General features: G+C 73.9%; 20 protein-coding genes. 14 read left to right on the top strand and 6 right to left on the bottom strand.

Translation table 11 applies throughout. The annotated features are described in order from the left end of the window. Positions 1–122: 122 nt before the first annotated feature. A complete protein-coding gene (locus ABT092_RS13905; protein ID WP_351243346.1) occupies positions 123–1,199 on the top strand; it encodes a C40 family peptidase in 1,077 nt (358 codons plus the stop codon). A gap of 288 nt (positions 1,200–1,487) precedes the next feature. Then, positions 1,488–2,903, top strand: a complete 1,416-nt coding sequence (locus tag ABT092_RS13900; protein WP_351243344.1) for a PP2C family protein-serine/threonine phosphatase — start codon at positions 1,488–1,490, stop codon at positions 2,901–2,903. Positions 2,904–3,032: 129 nt separating this feature from the next. On the opposite strand, the gene ABT092_RS13895 is transcribed toward ABT092_RS13900, so the two are convergent. The 3 genes from ABT092_RS13895 to ABT092_RS13885 all read right to left on the bottom strand — a co-directional run bounded on the left by ABT092_RS13895 (position 3,033) and on the right by ABT092_RS13885 (position 4,744). Next, the gene (locus ABT092_RS13895) at positions 3,033–3,365 is read right to left on the bottom strand and encodes a DUF2516 family protein (protein ID WP_351243342.1); all 333 of its coding nucleotides are present in this window, start codon (positions 3,363–3,365) and stop codon (positions 3,033–3,035) included. 98 nt (positions 3,366–3,463) lie between these two features. Next, on the bottom strand, positions 3,464–4,186 hold the full coding sequence (locus ABT092_RS13890; RefSeq protein ID WP_351243340.1) for a hypothetical protein: 723 nt from the start codon (positions 4,184–4,186) through the stop codon (positions 3,464–3,466). An 87-nt stretch (positions 4,187–4,273) separates the two neighbouring features. Continuing rightward, a complete protein-coding gene (locus ABT092_RS13885) occupies positions 4,274–4,744 on the bottom strand; it encodes a helix-turn-helix domain-containing protein (RefSeq protein WP_351243338.1) in 471 nt (156 codons plus the stop codon). Between the two features lie 347 nt (positions 4,745–5,091). On the opposite strand from ABT092_RS13885, the gene ABT092_RS13880 reads away from it, so the two are divergent. Continuing rightward, a complete protein-coding gene (locus tag ABT092_RS13880) occupies positions 5,092–6,180 on the top strand; it encodes a protein phosphatase 2C domain-containing protein (protein ID WP_351243336.1) in 1,089 nt (362 codons plus the stop codon). Between the two features lie 29 nt (positions 6,181–6,209). Here the strand turns inward: ABT092_RS13880 and ABT092_RS13875 are convergent, their stop codons facing one another. Further along, positions 6,210–6,977: a hypothetical protein gene (locus ABT092_RS13875; protein WP_351243334.1), complete on the bottom strand. Its 768-nt coding sequence runs from the start codon at positions 6,975–6,977 to the stop codon at positions 6,210–6,212. 71 nt (positions 6,978–7,048) lie between these two features. Then, a complete protein-coding gene (gene proS / locus ABT092_RS13870; RefSeq protein ID WP_351243332.1) occupies positions 7,049–8,461 on the bottom strand; it encodes a proline--tRNA ligase in 1,413 nt (470 codons plus the stop codon). Positions 8,462–8,581: 120 nt separating this feature from the next. On the opposite strand from proS, the gene ABT092_RS13865 reads away from it, so the two are divergent. From ABT092_RS13865 to lpdA, 11 genes are all read left to right on the top strand, one after another. Then, a complete protein-coding gene (locus ABT092_RS13865; protein ID WP_351243330.1) occupies positions 8,582–9,493 on the top strand; it encodes a phosphotransferase in 912 nt (303 codons plus the stop codon). 608 nt (positions 9,494–10,101) lie between these two features. Beyond that, a complete protein-coding gene (locus ABT092_RS13860) occupies positions 10,102–12,264 on the top strand; it encodes an MMPL family transporter (protein WP_351243328.1) in 2,163 nt (720 codons plus the stop codon). 90 nt (positions 12,265–12,354) lie between these two features. Next, on the top strand, positions 12,355–12,951 hold the full coding sequence (locus ABT092_RS13855) for a DinB family protein (protein WP_351243326.1): 597 nt from the start codon (positions 12,355–12,357) through the stop codon (positions 12,949–12,951). A 237-nt stretch (positions 12,952–13,188) separates the two neighbouring features. Continuing rightward, complete coding sequence (locus ABT092_RS13850) at positions 13,189–13,698, top strand: hypothetical protein (RefSeq protein ID WP_351243324.1); 510 nt, start codon at positions 13,189–13,191, stop codon at positions 13,696–13,698. An 85-nt stretch (positions 13,699–13,783) separates the two neighbouring features. After that, the gene (locus ABT092_RS13845; protein ID WP_351243322.1) at positions 13,784–14,626 is read left to right on the top strand and encodes a DUF4097 family beta strand repeat-containing protein; all 843 of its coding nucleotides are present in this window, start codon (positions 13,784–13,786) and stop codon (positions 14,624–14,626) included. Between the two features lie 81 nt (positions 14,627–14,707). Continuing rightward, positions 14,708–15,700 (top strand): ATP-binding cassette domain-containing protein, encoded by a 993-nt coding sequence (locus ABT092_RS13840; RefSeq protein WP_351243533.1) that lies wholly within the window; start codon positions 14,708–14,710, stop codon positions 15,698–15,700. Further along, on the top strand, positions 15,697–16,479 hold the full coding sequence (locus ABT092_RS13835) for an ABC transporter permease (protein ID WP_351243320.1): 783 nt from the start codon (positions 15,697–15,699) through the stop codon (positions 16,477–16,479). Before ABT092_RS13840 ends, ABT092_RS13835 begins: the two co-directional genes overlap by 4 nt. A gap of 135 nt (positions 16,480–16,614) precedes the next feature. Then, positions 16,615–17,397 carry a DJ-1/PfpI family protein gene (locus ABT092_RS13830; protein WP_351243318.1) on the top strand — a complete coding sequence of 261 codons (783 nt, stop codon included), beginning with the start codon at positions 16,615–16,617 and terminating at the stop codon, positions 17,395–17,397. A 73-nt stretch (positions 17,398–17,470) separates the two neighbouring features. Continuing rightward, positions 17,471–17,956: a MarR family winged helix-turn-helix transcriptional regulator gene (locus ABT092_RS13825; protein ID WP_351243316.1), complete on the top strand. Its 486-nt coding sequence runs from the start codon at positions 17,471–17,473 to the stop codon at positions 17,954–17,956. Between the two features lie 104 nt (positions 17,957–18,060). Continuing rightward, positions 18,061–18,576 carry a TIGR03618 family F420-dependent PPOX class oxidoreductase gene (locus ABT092_RS13820; RefSeq protein ID WP_351243314.1) on the top strand — a complete coding sequence of 172 codons (516 nt, stop codon included), beginning with the start codon at positions 18,061–18,063 and terminating at the stop codon, positions 18,574–18,576. Between the two features lie 139 nt (positions 18,577–18,715). Beyond that, a complete protein-coding gene (gene lpdA, locus ABT092_RS13815) occupies positions 18,716–20,128 on the top strand; it encodes a dihydrolipoyl dehydrogenase (protein WP_351243312.1) in 1,413 nt (470 codons plus the stop codon). Positions 20,129–20,164: 36 nt separating this feature from the next. Here the strand turns inward: lpdA and ABT092_RS13810 are convergent. Beyond that, a partial coding sequence (locus tag ABT092_RS13810; RefSeq protein WP_351243310.1) for an ATP-binding domain-containing protein occupies positions 20,165–20,479 on the bottom strand: 315 nt, incomplete at its 5' end.

The raw sequence follows: 20,479 nt of genomic DNA, 5'->3' as shown, positions 1-20,479 counted from the left end.
CCGGACGGTGGACCGGGGCGGCCCGGTGGTGGCGGTCGAGGCGTTCGACAGCGGCGAGCCGGCGCGACCGGTCGATACGACGGGCCCGGACGGCACCGCGGGTGCGAGGGGCCGGGCCGGCGGTGGCGGTCTGCCTCGGGCTCCTGCTGTCGGCACCCGGCACCGCCGTGGCGGCGCCCGCGCCGCCTCCCCCGCCGCCGGGCGCCGTGGACGACAACGGTGCCCGCGGCGGCGCCACCGCGGGAGACGGCGCGCCGGCGGACGTCGCACGCCTGGAAGACGTGCGCCTACGGCTCGACGGGCTCTACCGCGAGGCGGCGCGGGCCACCGACGCCTTCAATGCGGCCGAGGAGGTCGCCACCACCCAGGCGGCGACCATCGCCGACCTCCACGAGCGCATCGAACTTGGACAACGGCGACTGGAGCGGCTCAAGGACCGGGCCGGCGCCGCCGCCCGGGCCCACTACCGCAGCGGCGGGTTGCCGCCCGGGATACGGCTGACGCTGAGCGACGACCCGGCGAACTTCCTGGACGGGGTCGAGCGGACCATGACCGACCAACGCGCCCTGCACACGCTGATCACCCGGCTCGGCCGCACCCAGGAGACCCTGCGGACCCACGCCGCGAACGCCGTCTCCCACCAGGAGGAGCTGACGGAGGCCCGCGCCGAGAAGGACGCCGCGCGCAAGGAGATACGGCGCAAGCTCGCCGCCGCCGAGGAGTTGGAGGAGTCCCTCGCCGCCGAGGAACGAGCCCGTCTCCGCGAGTTGGAGGAGGGCAGCCAGCGGGACGCCCAGGAGGCCTGGCTCGGCTCCCGGGCCCCCGAGGACGGCGGCGCCCGACCGGGTGACCAGGCCGCGGCGGCCATCGCCTACGCCACCGAACAGCTCGGCCTCCCCTACGAGTGGGGGGCCGAGGGCCCGCGCTCCTTCGACTGCTCCGGCCTCACCCAGCAGGCGTGGGCGGCGGCCGGGGTCACCGTCCCCCGCACCTCGCAGGAGCAGTGGCGCACCCTGCGCCGGGTGTCCGAGGCGGAGCTACGGCCGGGCGATCTGATCATCTACCACGCCGACGCCAGCCACGTCGGGCTGTACACGGGGAAGGGATCGATCATCCACGCCCCGCGGCCGGGTCGCACGGTCACCGTGGCGGGCGCGGGTTCCATGCCGATACTGGGCGTGGTCAGGCCGGGCGGCTGAACCCCGGGGCGCACCGACGCGCCCACCTCGGGGCACGTGACCTACGGCACGCACGGGGGCCGTCGCTCAACCCGCACGGCGTGACGTTCGTCATCCCGTACAGACACCCCCATGGCGCTCGACTGTCCAATTGCGGGAGGGGATGCGGCATATGACAGGAGCCGATTGCCCGGCAGCTCGGGGCACCTCGTTCCCCCGCACCGCCGCATACCGCTATGGTCCCGGTCTGGCGGTGCGTCGTTCGACGCCCCGTCGCGCGCCCTCGGGGGGAGGGAAGGAATCAAGACGATGCCCGCACCCGTACCGCGGCCACGAGCGATACCAGCAGTCGAGAACGATCCGGCCCACAGCGCCGCAGCGCCCGTCCTGACGTCGGACGCCCCCGCGCAGGCCCCGACGGCCACCGACCGGGCGGGTTCCGCCGCCACGCCCGGCAGCGGCCTGAGCCTGCTGGTGATCGAGGACGACCCCGCGGGTTCCCTGGGCATCCCGGACCTCCTGGACGCCGCCGGCAAGCCCATCCGCATCCGCACCGCCCGCAACCTCACCGAAGCCGAGCGCCTGCTCACCGACGACGTCCACTGCATCCTGTTGGACCTCGCCCTGACCCTCCCGCCCGGCGCCCGGTCACGCACCCCGGCGGCGGGCGAAGCCCGCCCCGCCACCGACCGGACGAACCGGCACGAGGACCCCCAAACCCCCAAGGTCGACGGAACCGGCGAAGCCGATGAACTCGCCTCGCTCAAGCACGTACTGCGCCTGGCCCCCGGGCACGCCGTCCTCGCCCTGACCACCTCCGGAGACGCCGAACGCGGAGCCGAGGCGGTGCGGGTCGGCGCCCAGGACTACCTGTTCCGCGACGAACTCGACGCCCGACTGCTCAGCCGCGCGATCCGGTACGCGGTGGAACGCAAGCGGGCCGACGCCGCACAGCAGAAGCTGACCGAGTCCCGGCTACGGGCCCAGGAGAACGCCCGGCTGGAACGCGGACTGCTCCCCAAACCGCTGCTGGACGGCGCCCGGCTGAGCTTCGCGGCCAGCTACCTCCCCGGCCGCTCCCGCGCCCTGCTGGGCGGCGACTTCTACGACGTGGTGCGCATGCCGGACGGCACGGTGCACGCGATGATCGGCGACGTCTGCGGGCACGGACCGGACGAGGCGGCCCTCGGCGTCGAACTGCGCATCGCCTGGCGGGCACTGACCCTGGCCGGGTTGTGCGGGGACGAACTGCTCTCCACCCTCCAGCAGGTCCTGGAGCACGAACGGTCCGACGAGGAGATCTTCGCGACGCTCTGCACGGTCGACATCGCCCCGGACGGACGGCGGGCGGGGCTGTCCCTCGCCGGCCACCCGACGCCCCTGGTGGTCCGACCCGGCCGGCTCGCGGAACTGCTCCCGTACGAGAGCGGCGGCCCCGCACTCGGACTGCTGCCGCAGGCCCGCTGGCCCAGGCGGCAGGTGGAACTGGGCGGGACGTGGAGCCTGATGCTCTACACGGACGGCCTGATCGAGGGCCGGGTGGGCGCGGGCAACCAGCGGCTCGGCCAGGACGGCATGGTGGAACTGGTCCGCCGCCAGCTCGCCGCCGGCCTGCACGGCGAGGAACTGCTGGAAGCGACCGTGAACGAGGCCCGCACCCTCAACGGCGGGGACCTCACCGACGACGTGGCGGTGGTCCTCCTGGACCGGGAGCCCGGACACTAGCCGGACGCCGGGAACGACACCCGCCGGAGAACGCCCCGTGCCCGGTCACACCAGGTGTGACCGGGCACGGTCGGGTCGATCGGTCCGGCACGGGACGGCGCACGCGGCGCGCAGCCCGCGAAGGCGGCGCTACCGGCCGCCGTTGTAGGGACCGTACGGGCCGTCGCTGCTGCTGCCGCCCCGGCGGCCACCGCCGGTGACCCCGCGCAGCGCGGGACGCACGTCCACGAAGAAGACGATCGTCGCGATCAACCCGATGACCTGGAGGAACAGCATGGGAATCAACAGGTTCACGGCCACCGTGACCCCCAGGATGATCAGCCAGAACATCTTGTTCTGTTTGTCAGCCGCTCGGTAGGCGTCCTCGCGGGCGAAGGCCGCCATCACCAGGGCCACCACGGACATGACCGTGATGGCCACGAAGAGCCAGCCGAGCACGTCGTTGAATCCTGCTCGCAGCACAGCTTCCACCACCCGTGTCGATTCGTCCTACGCCGCCACCGTACCCGCTCGACGGGGCGGGCACGCGGGTCGTTCCCGTCCCTCGCCGCGCCGGGCCGTCACTCGGCGGCGGGCGGAGTGTCCTTCTTGGCCGCCGGCTTGCGGGCGGGCGCCTTCCTGGCCGCGGGCTTCTTCGGCGCCGCCGCGGGGGCCTCGCCCAGGGGGGACTCCTGCGCCGGCACGGTGCGGGCCGTCGACGCGGCGGTCGTCGACGCCGGTCGGGCACGACGGGCCTTCGGTGCGACCCCGTCCGCCCCCTCCGTCCCGGACACCTCATCGGTCACGGGCGCCTCGTCGGTCACGGCGGGGCGCTCGGGCGTCGGCTCCGGGGCCGGCGCCACGGCCCGGACCGGGGCGAGGTCCTCGTCGACGGGCTCACCGCGCCAGGTCCGCACGGTGCGCTCACCGTGCTCGGCGACCTTCTCGTACGTCTCCCTGGCCTTGACGGCGTACTCGGCGGCGACCCCGACCCCCCGCAGGGCGAGGTCCTGCGCCGAGTCCCCGAGCTTCTTGAAGTCCCCGTCCAGAGCGGTGAGGAACTCGTTCATCTTGACCTGGACGGTCTCCTGGACCTCCCGGGCCCGCGCAGCGGCCTTGTCCTGCACCGCCTTCGGGTCGGCGTTGCGCACCGCCTCGATGCGGCCGGGCGCCTCGGCGCGGAGCTGCTCCACGAGGCCGGGCACCTTCTTGGCCTGCTGGAACGCCAGGTCAGCGGTGCCGGCGGCGAAGTAGAGGGGGGTCGGGTCGGAGAGGGTCTTGCGCAGTTCGTCGGTGATGGCCATGGTCAGCGGTCCTCCTGGATCACTTCGGATCACATCGTGCGTCGGGTCGATCGGCCGGCCGGGACTCGGTCGGCCGGTGGCAGCGCCTCAGTCGGGTCGACGGTCCCGCTCGTCTTCCCCGGTCCCCCCGGGCTCCGGCTCCGGCTCCGGCTCCGACCGTGGTGTCGCACCGCCCGCCGTCGTGGGTGCCGCGGACGCGACCGGCGGGCCGTCGGTGCCGTTCTCCTTGCGGAACGACTCGTAGATCTGGAGCAGCACCTGCTTCTGCTGCTCGGTGAGGGAGGGGTCGCCGAGGAGGACGGCCCGCGTCTCCAGCTCGCTCCGCTCCCGCTCGTCGAGGATCCCGGCCCGGACGTACAGGGTCTCCGCGGAGATCCGCAGCGCCTTGGCGACCTGCTGGAGCACCTCCGCGGAGGGCTTGCGCAGGCCGCGCTCGATCTGGCTGAGGTACGGATTGGAGACTCCGGCGGCCTCGGCGAGCTGGCGCAGCGAGAGCCGCGCGCCGCGCCGCTGCTCGCGCAGGTACTCCCCGAGGTTGCCGACGTTGAGCGATGCCATGCCCCTACCGTGCCCCGCCGCGCTAACAATTGCAAGCGATTCGCTAGCAAGAGTGTGCCGGGGGCGTCCGGGACGGACGGGCCCGAGCGGATCGGCGCCGGTGTTCCGCCTCGCTCCTTCCGGCCCCGGGCCCCGTCGCGCACCCCGTTCAGGGCACCGGGCCGGGCAGCAGGAGCGCGCCGGACGACGCACCCCACCCCTTGACGTCCCCGCCCGTCACGTCGAGGACGGCATCCGCGGTCCCGTCCCCACGGAGGAAGCCGGCACCGCCCGGTTGACCTTCACCCCGGGGGAGCCCCGAGCATCGGTGGGGCCGGGCGAGGTGCTCGGCGCGAGGAGGGACGGGCATGGGGTTGTTGACCATCGGGGCGTTCGCGAAGGCGTCCCGGCTGTCGCCGAAGGCACTGCGCCTCTACGACGAGCTCGGTCTGCTGACCCCGGCTCGGGTCGACCCGGTCACCGGCTACCGCCACTACGCACCGGAACAGGTGGACCAGGCCCGACTGGTCGCCTGGCTCCGGCGGCTGGGCATGCCGCTGGCCCTCATCCGGCACGTCCGCACGCTGGAGGCGGACGCGGCGGCCCGGGAGGTGCGCGCGTTCTGGGCCCGGGTCGAGGCGGACACCGCCGCACGGCGTGATCTGGCCGCCTTCCTCGTCGACCATCTGTCCCGGAAGGACCCCGCCATGTCCTCGACCGACCCGTCCCTCGGAATCCGCTACGCCGCCCGGTCCGACACCGGCCGGGTGCGCGGGAGCAACCAGGACACCGCCCACGCCGGTTCCCGGCTGCTCGCCGTCGCCGACGGCTACGGCAGCCGCGGGGCCCTGGCCAGCATGGTCGCCGTCGACGCGCTCAAGCCCCTGGAGGCCGAGGACCTCCCGACGGACGACCTCCTCAACCTGCTCCACGACGCCGTGGAGCGGGCCGAGCACGCGGTGCACGGCGTCGCCGGCGCGGCCCCGGAGGACGCCGGCACCACGCTCACCGCGATGCTCTGGACCGGATCACGACTGGCCCTCGTCCACATCGGCGACTCCCGCATCCACCTCCTGCGCGACGGAGAGCTGTTCCAGATCACCCACGACCACACCGTGGTGCAGACGATGGTCGACGAGGGGCGCCTCGACCCGGAGGAGGCTGCCGCCCATCCCCAGCGGTCCGTGTTGGCCCGCGCCCTGGGCCGGGGTGCCGACGCCACCCCCGACCTGCGTCTGCACGACGCCCGGCGGGGAGACCGGTACCTGCTCTGCTCCGACGGCCTGTCGACCGTGGTGTCGGCCGAGGAGGTCCGCCGGGTGCTCTCCGAGGTCGACGAACCCGAGCGGGCGGTCCGCGAACTGATCGCCCTCGCCAACGGCGCGGGCGGACCCGACAACGTCAGCTGTGTCGTCGCCGATGTCGTGGACCTCCCGCGACCGGAGCCCCGGCGGTAGGGGCAGCACCGCGCCGCCCGAGGGAGGCGTCACCCTCCCGTACCGCAGTGGGCGGCCGGTGGCCCCTCGGCACCGATCCGGGCGGCCACCGGGAAGTCCGCCGCGCAGTCCGGGCAGGTCGCGTCGCCGAACACGTGGGCCAGCGCGTGGGCGACCTCGCGCCGGCCGTCCGCCAGGGCGAGGTCGTGCAGCCGCCGGCCGACGCCGTCCAGGTTCCGGGGGGCGGCGGGGCGCAACGGCACGCTCTCCACGTCCTCGTCCGACAGGGCGTAGTCCTCGCTGGTGGTGAAGAACCCCCGGTCGCCGATCACCACGAACAGATCGGCCCCGCAGGCGGGGCAGGAGACCTCGTACTCCTCGTGGATCAGCCCCCAGGCCAGGTCCTCGCCCCAGCCGGCGAAGCCCTCGAAGGCCAGCACGGACGAGAGGAGGTGGACGTACTCCTCCCGGTCGTCGGCGGTCCGGAGGCGCTCGTTCGCCAGCGTCAGCAGGCTCGCCACCGCGCCCGCGTGCTCGACGTGGACGCCGTCGGCTCCGGGCGGCCGGTCCGCGCCCGCCACGATCGCGCCGGCCAGGACCAGGGCCCGGACCGCCTGGTCCCGGTCGTCGGCGCCGGCCAGGTCCACCAGCCGGGGCAGTGCGGCGAAGCTGGCCTCGTACACGGTGCCCTGGTGGCACAGGGTGGCCCAGAGGTCGTTCCACCGCTCGGGGCTCGGGTCGGACACGATCCCGTCCAACAGGTCGGGCACGTCCGCCGCGGAGCCGTACGCATGGGTGAGCCGCGACCAGTCCGTCATGGGTCGACATCCAACCAGGTCGACCGGGCGGGACCGTCCGGGGAAGCGGCCGACGACCGCTCGGCGGCGGGTCAGTAGGCCCGGGCCACGACGGCCGCGTTGCCCGGCTGGTCGTCGTGCTCGGGCACCGAACCGTCCGCGGCGACCAGGCAGCGCACGGTCAGACCGCGTTCGGCGAGGCGCGCCTCGCCCTCCGGCCCCAGCGCGGCCCACGGGATGCGGGCCCAGCCGGTGGCCGCCGCCTCGGCGGCCTCCTCCACCGTGCTGACCTCGACGGTGCGCGCCGTCCGCCGCCCGCGGGCCTGTGCGAGCAGCAGCGCCTGGTCCTCCTCCAACACCCCGGGCAGGATCGCGGGGAGGGCGCCGATCGGGGTGGGCGCCTTGCTGCCCGGGATGCGGCGCACCAGCACGGCGGTGTCGTTCGCCAGGTCGCGCGGTCCGACCTCGACGCGGACCGGGACCCCCTTGAGTTCCCAGTTGACCGCGCGGCGGCCGAACGGGACGTCGGTGCGGTCGTCGACCTCGGTGCGGACGCCGGCCGCGGTCAGTCCTGCGGCGATCTCCCGCACCCTGGGCAGGACCGTCCCGTCGTCCTTGACGGCGAGGACGACCACCTGGACGGGGGCCAGCCGGGGCGGGACGCGCAGGCCGTCGTCGTCCCCGTGCATCATCACCAGGGCGCCGACCAGACGCGTGGTGGAGCCCCAGGAGGTCTGCCACACGTGCTCCTGGCGGCCCTCCTCGGACAGGTAGCGGATGTGGAAGGCGCGGGCGAAGTTCTGGCCCAACTCGTGGCTGGTGCCCAGTTGGAGGGCCTTGCCGTCCCCCGTCATGCCCTCCAGGGTGAGGGTGTTGATGGCGCCGGCGAACCGCTCCCGGGCGGTCTTGCGCCCCGGCTGGACGTCCAGGGCGAGGACGTTCGCCATGAAGTCGGCGTACACGTCCCGGTGGATGCGCGCGGCGTACTCCCGGGCCTCCTCGCGGGTGGCGTGCGCGGTGTGGCCCTCCTGCCACAGGAACTCCGTGGTCCGCAGGAACGCCCGGGGGCGCAGCTCCCAACGCACCACGTTGGCCCACTGGTTGATCAGCAGGGGCAGGTCGCGGTAGCTCTGCACCCACTTCGCGAAGCAGTCGTTGACGATGGTCTCGGAGGTGGGGCGGACGACGGCGGGCTCCTCCAGTTCCTTCCCCCCGGCGTGGGTGACGACGGCCAGTTCGGGGGCGAAGCCCTCGACGTGCTCGGCCTCCCGCGCCAGGTACGACTGCGGGATGAGGAGCGGGAAGTACGCGTTCTCGGCGCCCGCCGCCTTGATCCGGGCGTCCAGCTCCTGCTGCATCCGCTCCCACAGCCCGTACCCGTACGGTCGGATGACCATGGTGCCGCGCACCGGCCCGTTGTCGGCCAGTCCGGCCTTAGCGATCAGCTCCTGGTACCAGCGCGGGAAGTCGTCCGCGCGGGGGGTGAGAACGGGTGTCTTTGCCATGGCGCGCAGGGTAGGGCGCGGCTGCGGACGGGCGCGAGTCGATTACTCCGTGGAGTCGGGGGCGCCGCAGGAGGGCAAAGTCGTTCGCGTCCCGTTCCGTCGCCGGGGAGACTGACCCGCATGGTCCTCCACCCGCACGAGATCCCCGTCGACGAGTCGCTGGTGCGGTCCCTGGTGGCGGACCAGTTGCCGCAGTGGGCCGGGCTGCCGCTGTCACCGGCCGGCGCGGGCACCGACAACACGATGTACCGCCTGGGGGACGAGTTGCTGGTGCGGGTCCCCCGCACCGCCGGGAACGCGCTGGCCGTGCGCAAGGAGCAGGAGTGGCTGCCCCGGTTGGCGCCCCTGCTGCCCCTCCCGGTTCCCGCGGTCGTCCACGCCGGGGCGCCCACGGACGCCTTCCCGCTGGCCTGGTCGGTGCACCGCTGGATCGACGGCGAGGTGGCGGGGCCGGGAACGGTGCGGGACTGGGCCGCGTTCGGGACGGACCTCGCCGCCTTCGTACGGGAGTTGCACCGGGCCGACCTCCTGGACGCCGTCCGGGCGGAGGGCCTCGACTGGTACCGCGGGGGCTCCCCGCGGCCGTGCGACGAGTGGGTCGGCGGATGCCTGGCGGACTGCCGCCGCCTGGTGGGTGCGGAGTTGGACGTGGACGCGTTGGAGGCGGTGTGGCGGGCGGGGCTGGCACTGCCCGGGCCCGACGGCCCCCACGGGTGGCTGCACGGCGATCTGAAGCCGAGCAACCTGCTGGTCCGGGACGGTGGACTGCACGCAGTGATCGACTTCGGGGGGCTGTCGGTCGGCTTCCCCGACGCCGAACACGCCGCCCTGTGGGACCTGCCGCCCGCCGCCCGGCTGGCGTACCGGGAGGCCCTGGAGCTGGACGACGTCACCTGGGCCCGGGCCCGCGCCTGGGCCGTCGCGGTCGCCGTCGGCGGCATCCCGTACTACTGGGACGTGCTGCCCGCGTTCGTCGCCGAGTGCCGGGCCCGGCTGCGGGCGGTCCTCGCGGACCTCGCCGGTACGGGCTGAGCGGACCGCCGGCGCGCCGCAGCAGCGTGCGCGACGGCTCCCGCGTCGGCGGGCACGTCCGGCCGACCGCCGATCGGGTGGAGGTCCACGGGTCCGCCCGGAAGGGGGTGTTCCGCACCGCACGGCGACAAGCCGGGCACCCGGTCCGCCACCACCGGCGCGGCGGGCACCGATCCGGCGTCCCGACGACCTCCCCCGCGGCCCCCGGGCCCGTCCGGCGGCCGCGGCCCGAACCGGCCGGGACCGGGGCGGTACTCAGCCGAATCCGTGACGCGTCACCCCCCGCACATCTGCCCGAGTCGGACCCCAGGGACCGGGCGGGGGCCACGTCCTTGCTGGTGGGAGGCCCGGCGGGGGCACTCGTTCACCCGCGCTCGCGCGCGGCGGGGGCGCGAAACGGCGTGCGCGTTCCGTGCCCCCGTTTACGGATCGTCTTTTCCTGACAGCCTCGTCACAGGTGTCCGACGCCCGGCGTCCCGTGACGGCCCGACGCACCAGCCGACCCGGAGGAGGAGCGGGCCGGGCACGACGTCGGCCCGCCCGCCGGCCGGGTCCGCAGAGACCGGCCGGGTCCGCAGAGAAGAGACGAGACGTACCGAAGGAGCTCCATGTTCGCAGGGATCGGGCGGTCCTCCGTCAGGCACCCGTGGCTGACCATCCTCGGTTGGCTGGTCGCCGCGGTCGCCCTGACCGTGTTCGCCCCCCAGTTCAAGTCCAGCGCCGACCAGGCCGACTTCCTTCCGGGCCACTACGAGTCCTTGCAGGTGGCCGACGTCCAGGAGCGGTCCTTCCCGCAGCAGGAACGCCCCGCCGCCACCGCCGTGTTCCGGCGCGAGGACGGCGGCGTGCTGACCGCCGGGGACAAGGCCGACGTGGTGCGGGTCACCGACGGGCTCGACCGGGCGGGGGTGGAGCTGGTCGAGAGCGTGAAGACCGGCCCGCAGGCCGTCTCTCCCAACGGGAAGATCGCCCTGGCCAGCATCGTGTCGACGGTGGACGACCACCAGGACCCGGAGCTGCTCGACGCCGTCAAGGAGCTCCGGGAACGGGTCGGGCCGTTGGTCGCCGGCACCGACCTGCACGTGGGGCTCACCGGAGCGGCGGCCAGCGCCCTGGACACCCGGGAGTCCTCCGGCGACACCGACGCCATGATCACCATGGCGACGCTGGCCCTCATCGTGATCCTGCTGCTGGTGATCTTCCGCAGCCCACTGATCGCCCTGCTGCCGGTGCTGATCATCTCCGTGGTCTTCGTGGTGGCCAGCGGGCTGATCGCCACCGCCGCCGAACTGGTCGGACTCACCGCGGACTCCTCCGTCAGCTCGATCCTCATCGTGGTGCTGTTCGGGGTCGGCACCGACTACATCCTCTTCCTGGTGTTCCGCTGGCGGGAGCAGTTGCGCGCCGGTCAGGAGCCGAAAGCCGCGATGGAGGAGGCGGTGGCCCGGGTCGGCGAGACCGTCGCCTCGGCAGCCGGTGCGGTGATCGTCGCCTTCCTCGCGCTGCTGCTGTCCAGCCTGGGCATGCTGCGGGCCATGGGCCCGGCGCTGGCCATCTCCGTCGCGGTGACCCTGGTCGCCGCGCTCACCCTGGTCCCGGCCGTCTTCTCGCTGCTCGGCACCCGGGCGTTCTGGCCGTCGAAGGCGTGGCGCACCGCGCCGCGCAACGAGTTGGCGGACCGCACCGGGGCGGTGATCGCCCGCCGCCCGGGGACGGTCGCCGCCGCCTCGGGTGCGGTGCTCGCCGCCCTGGCGCTGGGCGTGCTCTCCTTCAACCCGGTCTTCGACAGCGGGAGTTCGCTGCCCGACGACCTGGAGTCGGTGCGTGCCTCGAAGGAGATGCAGCGCGGCTTCGCGGCCGGCCAGACCGACCCGGTGTGGGTGCTGGTCGAGGAGGAGGACGGCGGCACCCTGTCGACGGGGGCGCTCACCGCCTACGCGGAGGAGTTGCGCGGGGTCGAGGGGGTGGGCCAGGTGGCGCCCGCGGTGACCAACGCGTCGGGCGACGTCGCCCAGATCGCGGTGGTGCTCACCCACCCGCCCACCAGCGAGCGGGCCATCGAACTGGTCGGCGGGCAGCTACGGGACACCGCCCACGAGGCGGCGCCCGAGGGCACCAGGGCGCTGGTCGGCGGCCCCACCGGGGTGTTGGCGGACATCCAGGCCGCGGTGAACCGGGACTACTCGCTGGTCTTCCCCGCCGCCGGCCTGGCCATCATGGTCATCCTGGGGTTGCTGCTGCGCAGCGCCGTCGCCCCCTGGTTCCTGATGCTCGCGGTGGCGCTCGGCTTCGGGGCCACCCTGGGCTCGACCGTGTGGCTGTTCCAGGACCTCAAGGGCGAGAGCGGACTGCTGTTCACCCTGCCCGTGATCGTCTACCTGTTCGTGGTGGCGATCGGCACCGACTACAACATCCTGATGGTGGCCCGGTTGCGGGAGGAGACCCGCAGCGGCGTCGACCCGCGGGAGGCCGTGCACCGTGCGGTCGCCCGGTCCGCGCCCACCATCGGCGCCGCCGCGATCATCCTGGCCGGTACGTTCGGGGTGCTGCTGTTGGCCGAGAGCACCATGTTGCAGCAGATGGGCTTCGCGGTGGCCTTCGGCATCCTGCTGACCGCGTTCGTCATGGCGCTGTTGCTGGTGCCGGCGGTCACCTCGCTGCTGGGCGACCGGGTGTGGTGGCCGGGCGAGCGGAGGCGCCGGGCCGCTGCCACGGTGCCGCCGCCCGCCCCGGACGAGCAGAGCGCCGTGGGGGCCTCCACCGACCGGTGAGGCCGTGCGGTCCGTCCCCCGCCGGGGACGGACCCGCTCCGGTGGGCAATTCCCGTGCCCGGCACCGCACCGGCCCGCAGAATGGCCGCCATGAGCACCCCTGACGCCAAGGCCGATCTGCGCTTCTACCTCCAGTCCGCCCGTGACGCCCTGCTGTGGAAGCTCGACGGGCTCCCGGAGTACGACGTCCGCCGACCCCTGACCCCGACCGGCACCAATCTGCTGGGGCTGGTGAAGCACGCGGCCGGGGTGGAGCTGGGCTACCTGGGCGACACCTTCGGCCGGCCGTCCGGGGAACCGCAGCCGTGGGTGACGGAGGACGCCGACCCCGATGCGGACATGTGGGCCACCGCGGAGGAGACCCGCGAGGAGTTGGTGGCGCTGTACCGCCGGGCGTGGGCGCACGCCGACGCGACGATCGAGGCCCTGCCCCTGGACGCGGTCGGCCGGGTGCCGTGGTGGCCGGCCGGACGGGACGGGGTGACCCTGCGCCACGCGGTGGTGCGCGTCATCGCCGACACCCACCGGCACGCCGGCCACGCCGACATCCTCCGCGAGCTGATCGACGGCGCGGTGGGCATAAACGAGGGCAACACCAGCATGACGGAGGGCGATGCGACCTGGTGGCAGCGCCACCACGAGCGGGTCGAGCGGGCCGCCCGGGAGGCCGGCGGAACCACCGGCTGAGACCGGGCCCTGGCCCGGCGTGGCACCGCCTGGCACCACCTGGCGCTATTCAGTGCCAGACGGTGCCACTTCAGCACCAACCTGCACCCTTCACCGTCCCGCCGAAGCCTTCCGCACCTCAACCCGTTCTCGATTTTTCGAACGTTTCCGCAGCTCAACCCGTATGACGCCATACCCGAAGCCACTATGGCACCAATCGGGCTTGCACATGCGCCATCGTGATGCCACTATTGCGTCATGGACCTCACACCGTATGTCGACACCCTGCGACGCGAACTCGCCGTGGCCGCCGAGGCCGGCGGGGAGGACGCCCGCGAGCTGGCCGAGCGGCTCACCGCCCCGCTGGAGTCGGCGACCCGTCTGGTCATGCTCAACGTGCTCTCCGCCGCGATGGACGAGATCACCCGCGAACTGGCGCCCGGCTCGGTCGACGTCCGGCTGCGCGGGGTGGACCCCGACTTCGTGGTGATCCCGCCCCCCGCCGGCAGCGGTGCCGCGGACGCCGCCGCGCCGCCCGTGGAACCGCTCGCGGCACCCGCCGGCGGCGAGGAGGGCGGCACCGCCCGGGTCAACCTGCGCCTGCCGGCGCACCTCAAGGCGCGCGCCGAGGAGGCCGCCGGCCGCGAGGGCCTGTCGGTCAACGCGTGGTTGGTGCGGGCCGTGTCGGCGGCGGTCGGCGGCGCGCAGCCGCGCACGGTGGAGACGTCCCGCGCCGTCGGTCAGAGCTTCACGGGCTGGGTGCGCTGACCGCGCCCCTCCCTTCCCGCACGTTCCGTTCACACCAGTACGTCCCGCGAGGGACGATCCCGAGACCCACGAGGACGGTACCGCCATGCCTTCTTTCGACACCCCCCGGCCGATCTCCGTCACCGCGCACGTGGAGGGCGGTTCCGTCCGGTTCGCCGCGGGCGACCGCCTCGACACCGTCGTCGAGGTGCGACCCCGCGACCCGCAGAAGGACCGGGACGTGCGGACGGCCGGGCAGACGACGGTCACCTTCGAGGACGGCGAACTGACCGTCAGGACGCCCAAGGCCGGCATGCTCGGCCGCATCGGCACCGTGGACGTGACGGTCGAGCTGCCCGCCGGCTCCGCCGTGCACGCGACCGGCTCCTGGACCCGGGTGGTCGGCGAGGGGCGACTCGGCGAGGTGCGCGTGAAGACCTCCACCGGTGACGTCCGCCTCGACACGACCGGTCGACTGCGACTGGCCGCCGCGCACGGCGAGATCGACATCGACCGGGTGGCGGGCGCCGCCGAGATCTCCACCAGCTCCGGCCGGCTGCACGTCGGCACCCTCGAAGGGGACGCCGTGCTGAAGAACTCGCACGGCAGCACCACCATCGGCACCGCGCTCGGCGAGTTGCGGGTGCGCGGCGCCAACGGGGACATCGTCATCGGTCACGCCGAGGGGTCGGTGGCCGCCACCACCGCGCACGGCGCCCTGCGCGTCGACGCGGTCACCAGCGGACAGGTGCGGTTGGAGACCTCCTTCGGCTCCATCGCGGTCGGCGTCAGCGAGGGCACCGCCGCCTGGCTGGACGTCAGCTCCGAGATGGGGCAGGTGCACAACGCGCTCACCGGCTCCGAGGGGCCCGGCAAGAGCGAGGACACCGTCGAGGTCCGCGCCCGGACCCGCTTCGGCAACATCGAGGTGCGGCGGGCCCGGGCCTGACCCCCGGGCACCCCCTCACCCGCTCCGTCTTCCTCCGTCACCCCAGCCCCCGAACGGGAGGGCCCCATGCCTTCTTCTGTCATGCCCACAACAAGGCGCACGGAGCGCGCACCGGCACCCGCCGCGGTCTCCGCCCTCGGCCTGCGCAAGTCCTACGGCGACAGGACCGTGCTCGACGGCATCGACCTGCACATCCCGGCCGGTTCCGTGTTCGCGCTGCTCGGCCCCAACGGCGCCGGCAAGACCACCACCGTGCAGATCCTCTCCACCCTCGTCGCCGCGGACGGCGGACGGGCCCAGGTCGCCGGCCACGACATCGCCACCGCACCGGAAGGAGTGCGCTCCGCGATCGGCGTCACCGGACAGTTCGCCGCCCTGGACGACCTGCTGACCGCCGAGGAGAACCTGCTCCTCATGGCCGACCTGCTGCGGCTGGGCAAGCGCGAAGGGCGCGCCCGCACACGGGAGTTGCTCAGGCGGTTCGACATCGCGGACGTCGCCCACCAGCGGGCGGCGACCTTCTCCGGCGGCATGCGGCGCCGACTGGACCTCGCCATGACCCTGGTCGGCGACCCCCGGGTGATCTTCCTGGACGAGCCGACCACCGGACTCGACCCCCGTAGCCGTCGCACCATGTGGGACACGGTGCGCTCGCTGGTCGCGGGCGGCACCACGGTCTTCCTCACCACCCAGTACCTGGAGGAGGCGGACCAGTTGGCCGACCGGATCGCCGTGCTCGACGGCGGCCGGATCGTCGCCGAGGGCACCGCCGACGAGCTCAAGGGGCGCATCCCCGGCAGCCACGTCCGGCTGCGGTTCAGCGAGCCCGCCGCCTACGAGCGGGCCGCGGCGGCCTTCACCGGGGCGGCCCGGGACGACGAGGAACTCGCCCTGCGCATCGCGGGCGACGGCGGCCTCGACGCCCTGCGCGCCCTGATCGACCGGCTCGACGCCGCCGACGTCCGGGCGGCCGACCTCTCCGTGCACACCCCCGACCTGGACGACGTCTTCCTCGCCCTGACCGGCCAGGGCACCGCCGCCGCCCCCCTGCACGTCAAGGAGATCCAGCGATGAGCACCCTCGCCCACACCGTGCAGGACTCGACGACGATGCTCCGGCGCAACCTCAAGCACGCCGTCCGCTACCCGGCGGTCTCGTTCGGCAGCGCGATGATGCCGATCATGATGCTCCTGCTCTTCGTCTACGCCTTCGGCGAGTCGATGGGCGCCAGCATGGGCGGCGGCCGGGACGCCTACCTCGACTACCTGACCCCCGGCATCCTCATCATGGGGGTGGCGTCCGGCTCGATGTCGACCTCGATCGCGGTCTGCTCCGACATGACCGAGGGCATCATCAACCGCTTCCGCACCATGAACATCGTCCGCTCCTCGTTCATGACGGGCCACGTCCTCGGCAGCATGATCCAGACGCTGGTGAGCCTGGTGCTGGTGGTGGGCGTCGCCCTCGCCCTCGGCTTCCGGTCCGACGCGAGCGCGCTGGAGTGGCTCGCCGCGGCCGGCCTGGTCTCGGGCATCGCCTTCGCGATCACCTGGCTGTCGGCGGCGCTGGGCCTGATCTCCAAGACCGTGGAGTCCGCGAGCAACAAGCCGCTGCTGGTCCAGTTCCTGCCCTTCCTCGGCTCCGCGTTCGCGCCGGCCGAGTCGATGTCCCCGGGGCTGCGCTGGTTCGCCGAGCACCAGCCCTTCACCCCGATGACCGAGACCCTGCGCGGGCTGCTGACCGGCAGCGCGATCGGCAACAGCGGCTGGATCTCCCTCGCCTGGTGCGTCGGCGTGGCCCTGATCGGCTACTTCTGGTCGCGCTCGCTGTTCAACGGCACCACCAAGCGCTGAGGGCACCCGACGAGCCCGGGTGGTGGGCCCCACAGGGGGGAGCCCACCACCCGGGCTCTCCCCGCGTGTCCCCGGGAACCTCCGGCGGCCCCGCCCCGACCACTGGGACGACCGGACGACAGCGAGGAGCCGCCCATGAACCACCCGCCCGCACGGGGCCGACGCGGGGTGCTGCGCACCGCCGCCGCCGTGACCCTGACCACCGGACTCGCCTCCACCGCCACGGCCGCCGCGGCCCGGGCCGAATCCGCCGCCGCTCCCCCGCCGCGGGAGTCCCTGGACGTGGCGGTGCTGCTGTACGACGGATTCACCGCGCTGGACGCGGTCGGGCCCTACGAGACCCTGTGCCGACTCCCGGGCGTCCGGGTGACGACGGTGGCCGCACGGCGCGGGCCGGTGCGCACCGACACCGGGCAGCTCGGCCTGGTCGCCGAGCGGTCGCTGCGCGAACTGCCGCGCGCCGAGGTGCTGGTGGTGCCCGGCGGAGGCGAACGCGGGACCGTCGCGACCATGCGGGACGCCCGCGTCCTGGAGTGGATCCGCGGGGTGCACCGGCACAGCCGGTGGACGACCTCCGTCTGCACCGGATCGCTGATCCTCGGCGCGGCCGGCCTGCTGCGCGGTCTGCCCGCCACCACCCACTGGGCCTCCCGCGACTACCTGAAGGAGGTCGGCGCGGTGTACGCACCGGGACGGTTCGTGACGGCCGGCAAGGTCATCACCGCGGCCGGGGTCTCCGCCGGCATCGACATGGCCCTGCACCTGGCCGCCCTGCTCTCCGGCGAGCAGGTGGCGCGGGCGGTCCAACTGGCGGTGGAGTACGACCCCGAGCCCCCCTTCGACTCCGGCAGCCCCGAGAAGGCCGACGCGGCCACCCGGGCCCTGGCCCTGAAGCTGATCGCCGACGCCGCCCGCTGACCGGCGGAGAGGGTACGGGACGATCCGCCACGGGATCGTCCCGTACCGGACGGATGTGGTTACCCTGGCGCCCATGACCCACCCGGCCCCGCGGCGCACCGCGCCCGACCTCTCGTTCCTCCTCGACCACACCGGTCACGCCCTGCGCACCCGGATGGCCGCCGCGCTGGCCGAGGTCGGACTCACCGCCCGGATGCACTGCGTCCTCGTGCACGCCCTGGAGGCGGAGCGCACCCAGATCCAACTCGCCGAACTCGGCGGCATGGACAAGACCACGATGGTGGTCACGGTCGACGCCCTGGAAGCGGCCGGCCTCGCCGAGCGCCGCCCGGCCCGGACGGACCGGCGGGCCCGGATCGTCGCGGTCACCGAGGCCGGCGCGGCGGCGGCCGGACGCAGCCAGGAGATCGCCGACCGGGTCCACCGGGAGGTGCTGGCCGCACTGCCCGGCGAGGACCGCGAGGCGCTGCTGCGCGCCCTGGACCTCCTCGCCGGCGGCCCGCTGGCCACCCCGGTCGCCGCCCCCCGCCCGGCCCGGCGGGCCCGCCGGGCCCACTGAAACCCCACCCCCGGCGAGACCGAGAAAAATAGTCTGCAACAAAACCATCTGCTACGGTCGTTCATGTCGTCACGCCCCGAACCGCCCCCACCAGGAGGTCCGACATGTCCGCCGCAGCCCACCGCCCCGCCCCCGCGACCGGAGACGCCCCCGCGCCCGGGGAGCGGTCCGGCCCGCCGCCCCGGGTGCTGGACGCGGGCGCGCTCGCCGCACTGCTCGCCGCGGGACGGTTCGGGACCTTGGCCGCCGTCCGCTCCACCGGGCACCCGCACCTGTCGACGGTGCTGTACGGGTGGGACCCGGACGAGCGCACCGTCCGGGTGTCCAGCACCGTCGAGCGGCTCAAGACCCGGCTGCTGCGCAGGAGTCCGCGGGCCTCGCTGCACGTGCCGGGGCCCGACGTGTGGTCGTTCGCGGTGGCGGAGGGCACCGTCGAGGTGTCCGAGCCGACCGCGGTGCCGGGCGACCCGGTCGGGCGGGAGCTGCTCGCCCTCACCCCGGGCTTCGACGACCCGGCCGAGGAGGCGGCCTTCCTCGCGACCGCCGTCGCCGAGCGGCGGGTGGTGCTGCGGCTGCGGGTCGAGCGGCTGTACGGGACCGCGCTCGACGTCACCGGCTGACCGGCGGTCCGACCCCCCGACCGGACGACGGGGACGCCCGGCCCGGACGCCGCCCGACCGGACGGCCCCGCTCCGCGGGAGTCCGCCCGGGTGGCACCATCGAGGGGTACACCCCCACCAGAGGGCAGGGAGCAGACGCATGACCACGGATGTAGACCGCTTCGACGTCGTCGTCCTGGGCGCGGGACCGGGCGGGTACGTCGCCGCCGTACGCGCCGCCCAGCTGGGCAAGAAGGTGGCGGTCGTCGAGGAGAAGTACTGGGGCGGCGTCTGTCTGAACGTCGGCTGCATCCCCACCAAGGCCCTGCTGCGCAACGCGGAGCTGGCGCACATCTTCACCCACGAGGCCAAGACCTTCGGCATCCGGGTGGAGGGCACGGTCTCCTTCGACTACGGGGAGGCGTTCCGCCGCAGCCGACGGGTCGCGGACGGCCGGGTCAAGGGCGTCCACTACCTGATGAAGAAGAACGCGATCACCGAGATCGACGGCCGGGGCACCTTCGTCGACGCGCACACCCTGCGGGTGGCCGCCGCCGACGGCAGCACCCGCACCGTCGCGTTCGAGCACTGCATCATCGCCACCGGCGCCACCCCGAAGCTGCTGCCCGGCACCCGGCGCACCGAACGGGTCGTCACCTACGAGGAGCAGATCCTCGCCGAGGACCTGCCGCAGTCCGTGGTGATCGCCGGGGCGGGCGCGATCGGCGTGGAGTTCGCGTACGTGCTGCACAACTACGGGGTGAAGGTGACGGTCGTCGAGTTCCTCGACCGGATCGCCCCCCTGGAGGACGTGGAGGTCTCCACGGAGCTGGCCCGCCGCTACCGCAAGCTCGGCATCGACGTGCTGACCTCGACCCGGGTGGACTCCATCGACGAGTCCGGGCCGCAGGTGCGGGTGACGGTGACCGGCAAGGACGGGGCGCAGCAGGTGCTGACCGCCGACAAGGTGCTCCAGGCGATCGGCTTCCAGCCCAACGTCACCGGGTACGGCCTGGAGGCGGCCGGGGTGCGGGTCACCGAGCGCGGCGCGATCGACGTGGACGGTCGCTGCCGCACCTCCGTGCCGCACATCTTCGCGATCGGGGACGTCACCGCGAAGCTGATGCTGGCGCACGCGGCCGAGTCGATGGGCGTCATCGCCGCGGAGACCCTCGCCGACGCGGAGACCATGGAGCTCGACTACGCGATGATCCCCCGGGCCACCTACTGCCAGCCGCAGATCGCGAGCTTCGGCTACACCGAGGCGCAGGCCCGGGAGCTGGGCTACGACGTGAAGGTGGCGAAGTTCCCGTTCACCGCGAACGGCAAGTCGCACGGGCTCGGCGACACCGCGGGCTTCGTGAAGCTGATCAGCGACGCCACCCACGGGGAGCTCATCGGCGGTCACCTGATCGGCCCCGACGTCACCGAGTTGCTCCCCGAGTTGACGTTGGCCCAGCAGTGGGACCTCACGGTGCACGAGGTCGCGCGGAACGTGCACGCCCACCCGACGCTCGGCGAGGCGGTCAAGGAGGCCGTGCACGGACTCGCCGGGCACATGATCAACCTCTGAGTCCGGCTCCGGGTTCCGGGGTGCGGCCGGGGCGGCTCACCCGAACGGCAGCGGCCGGCGGTGGAGGATCTCCAAGCGGGTGACCGCCCGGGTCAGCACCACGTACAGCCGGTGCGCCCCGCGCGGCTCCGCCTCCTGTACGGCGGCGGGTTCGACGAGGACGACGTGGTCGAACTCCAGCCCCTTGGCCACGGTGGCGGGCAGCAGCGTCAGCGGGCCGTCCGCACCGGGGTCCGTCGGGTCGCGGGGGTCGAGCCCGGCCGCCGTCAGCGCGGCGCGCAGCCGGGGCACCTCCGCGTCCGCCGCGATCACGGCGAGCGAGCCGGTGTCGGCGGCCCGGGCCGCCCGGGC

Source organism: Streptomyces sp. NPDC002490 (assembly GCF_040296045.1).
In the GTDB taxonomy this organism is placed as follows: domain Bacteria; phylum Actinomycetota; class Actinomycetes; order Streptomycetales; family Streptomycetaceae; genus Streptomyces.
Note: the sequence above shows the minus strand (reverse complement) of the source record. Positions and strands in the feature narration are given on the sequence as shown.

Bases quoted from the DNA above. Each gene is read 5' to 3' on its own strand.
- ABT092_RS13835 (WP_351243320.1), top strand. From the start codon at position 15,697: ATGAGCACCCTCGCCCACACCGTGCAGGACTCGACGACGATGCTCCGG.
- ABT092_RS13830 (WP_351243318.1), top strand. From the start codon at position 16,615: ATGAACCACCCGCCCGCACGGGGCCGACGCGGGGTGCTGCGCACCGCC.
- ABT092_RS13885 (WP_351243338.1), bottom strand. From the start codon at position 4,744: ATGGCATCGCTCAACGTCGGCAACCTCGGGGAGTACCTGCGCGAGCAG.
- ABT092_RS13840 (WP_351243533.1), top strand. From the start codon at position 14,708: ATGCCCACAACAAGGCGCACGGAGCGCGCACCGGCACCCGCCGCGGTC.
- ABT092_RS13875 (WP_351243334.1), bottom strand. From the start codon at position 6,977: ATGACGGACTGGTCGCGGCTCACCCATGCGTACGGCTCCGCGGCGGAC.
- ABT092_RS13855 (WP_351243326.1), top strand. From the start codon at position 12,355: ATGAGCACCCCTGACGCCAAGGCCGATCTGCGCTTCTACCTCCAGTCC.
- ABT092_RS13900 (WP_351243344.1), top strand. From the start codon at position 1,488: ATGCCCGCACCCGTACCGCGGCCACGAGCGATACCAGCAGTCGAGAAC.
- ABT092_RS13860 (WP_351243328.1), top strand. From the start codon at position 10,102: ATGTTCGCAGGGATCGGGCGGTCCTCCGTCAGGCACCCGTGGCTGACC.
- ABT092_RS13850 (WP_351243324.1), top strand. From the start codon at position 13,189: ATGGACCTCACACCGTATGTCGACACCCTGCGACGCGAACTCGCCGTG.
- ABT092_RS13825 (WP_351243316.1), top strand. From the start codon at position 17,471: ATGACCCACCCGGCCCCGCGGCGCACCGCGCCCGACCTCTCGTTCCTC.
- lpdA (WP_351243312.1), top strand. From the start codon at position 18,716: ATGACCACGGATGTAGACCGCTTCGACGTCGTCGTCCTGGGCGCGGGA.
- ABT092_RS13890 (WP_351243340.1), bottom strand. From the start codon at position 4,186: ATGGCCATCACCGACGAACTGCGCAAGACCCTCTCCGACCCGACCCCC.
- ABT092_RS13880 (WP_351243336.1), top strand. From the start codon at position 5,092: ATGGGGTTGTTGACCATCGGGGCGTTCGCGAAGGCGTCCCGGCTGTCG.
- ABT092_RS13845 (WP_351243322.1), top strand. From the start codon at position 13,784: ATGCCTTCTTTCGACACCCCCCGGCCGATCTCCGTCACCGCGCACGTG.
- proS (WP_351243332.1), bottom strand. From the start codon at position 8,461: ATGGCAAAGACACCCGTTCTCACCCCCCGCGCGGACGACTTCCCGCGC.
- ABT092_RS13865 (WP_351243330.1), top strand. From the start codon at position 8,582: ATGGTCCTCCACCCGCACGAGATCCCCGTCGACGAGTCGCTGGTGCGG.
- ABT092_RS13820 (WP_351243314.1), top strand. From the start codon at position 18,061: ATGTCCGCCGCAGCCCACCGCCCCGCCCCCGCGACCGGAGACGCCCCC.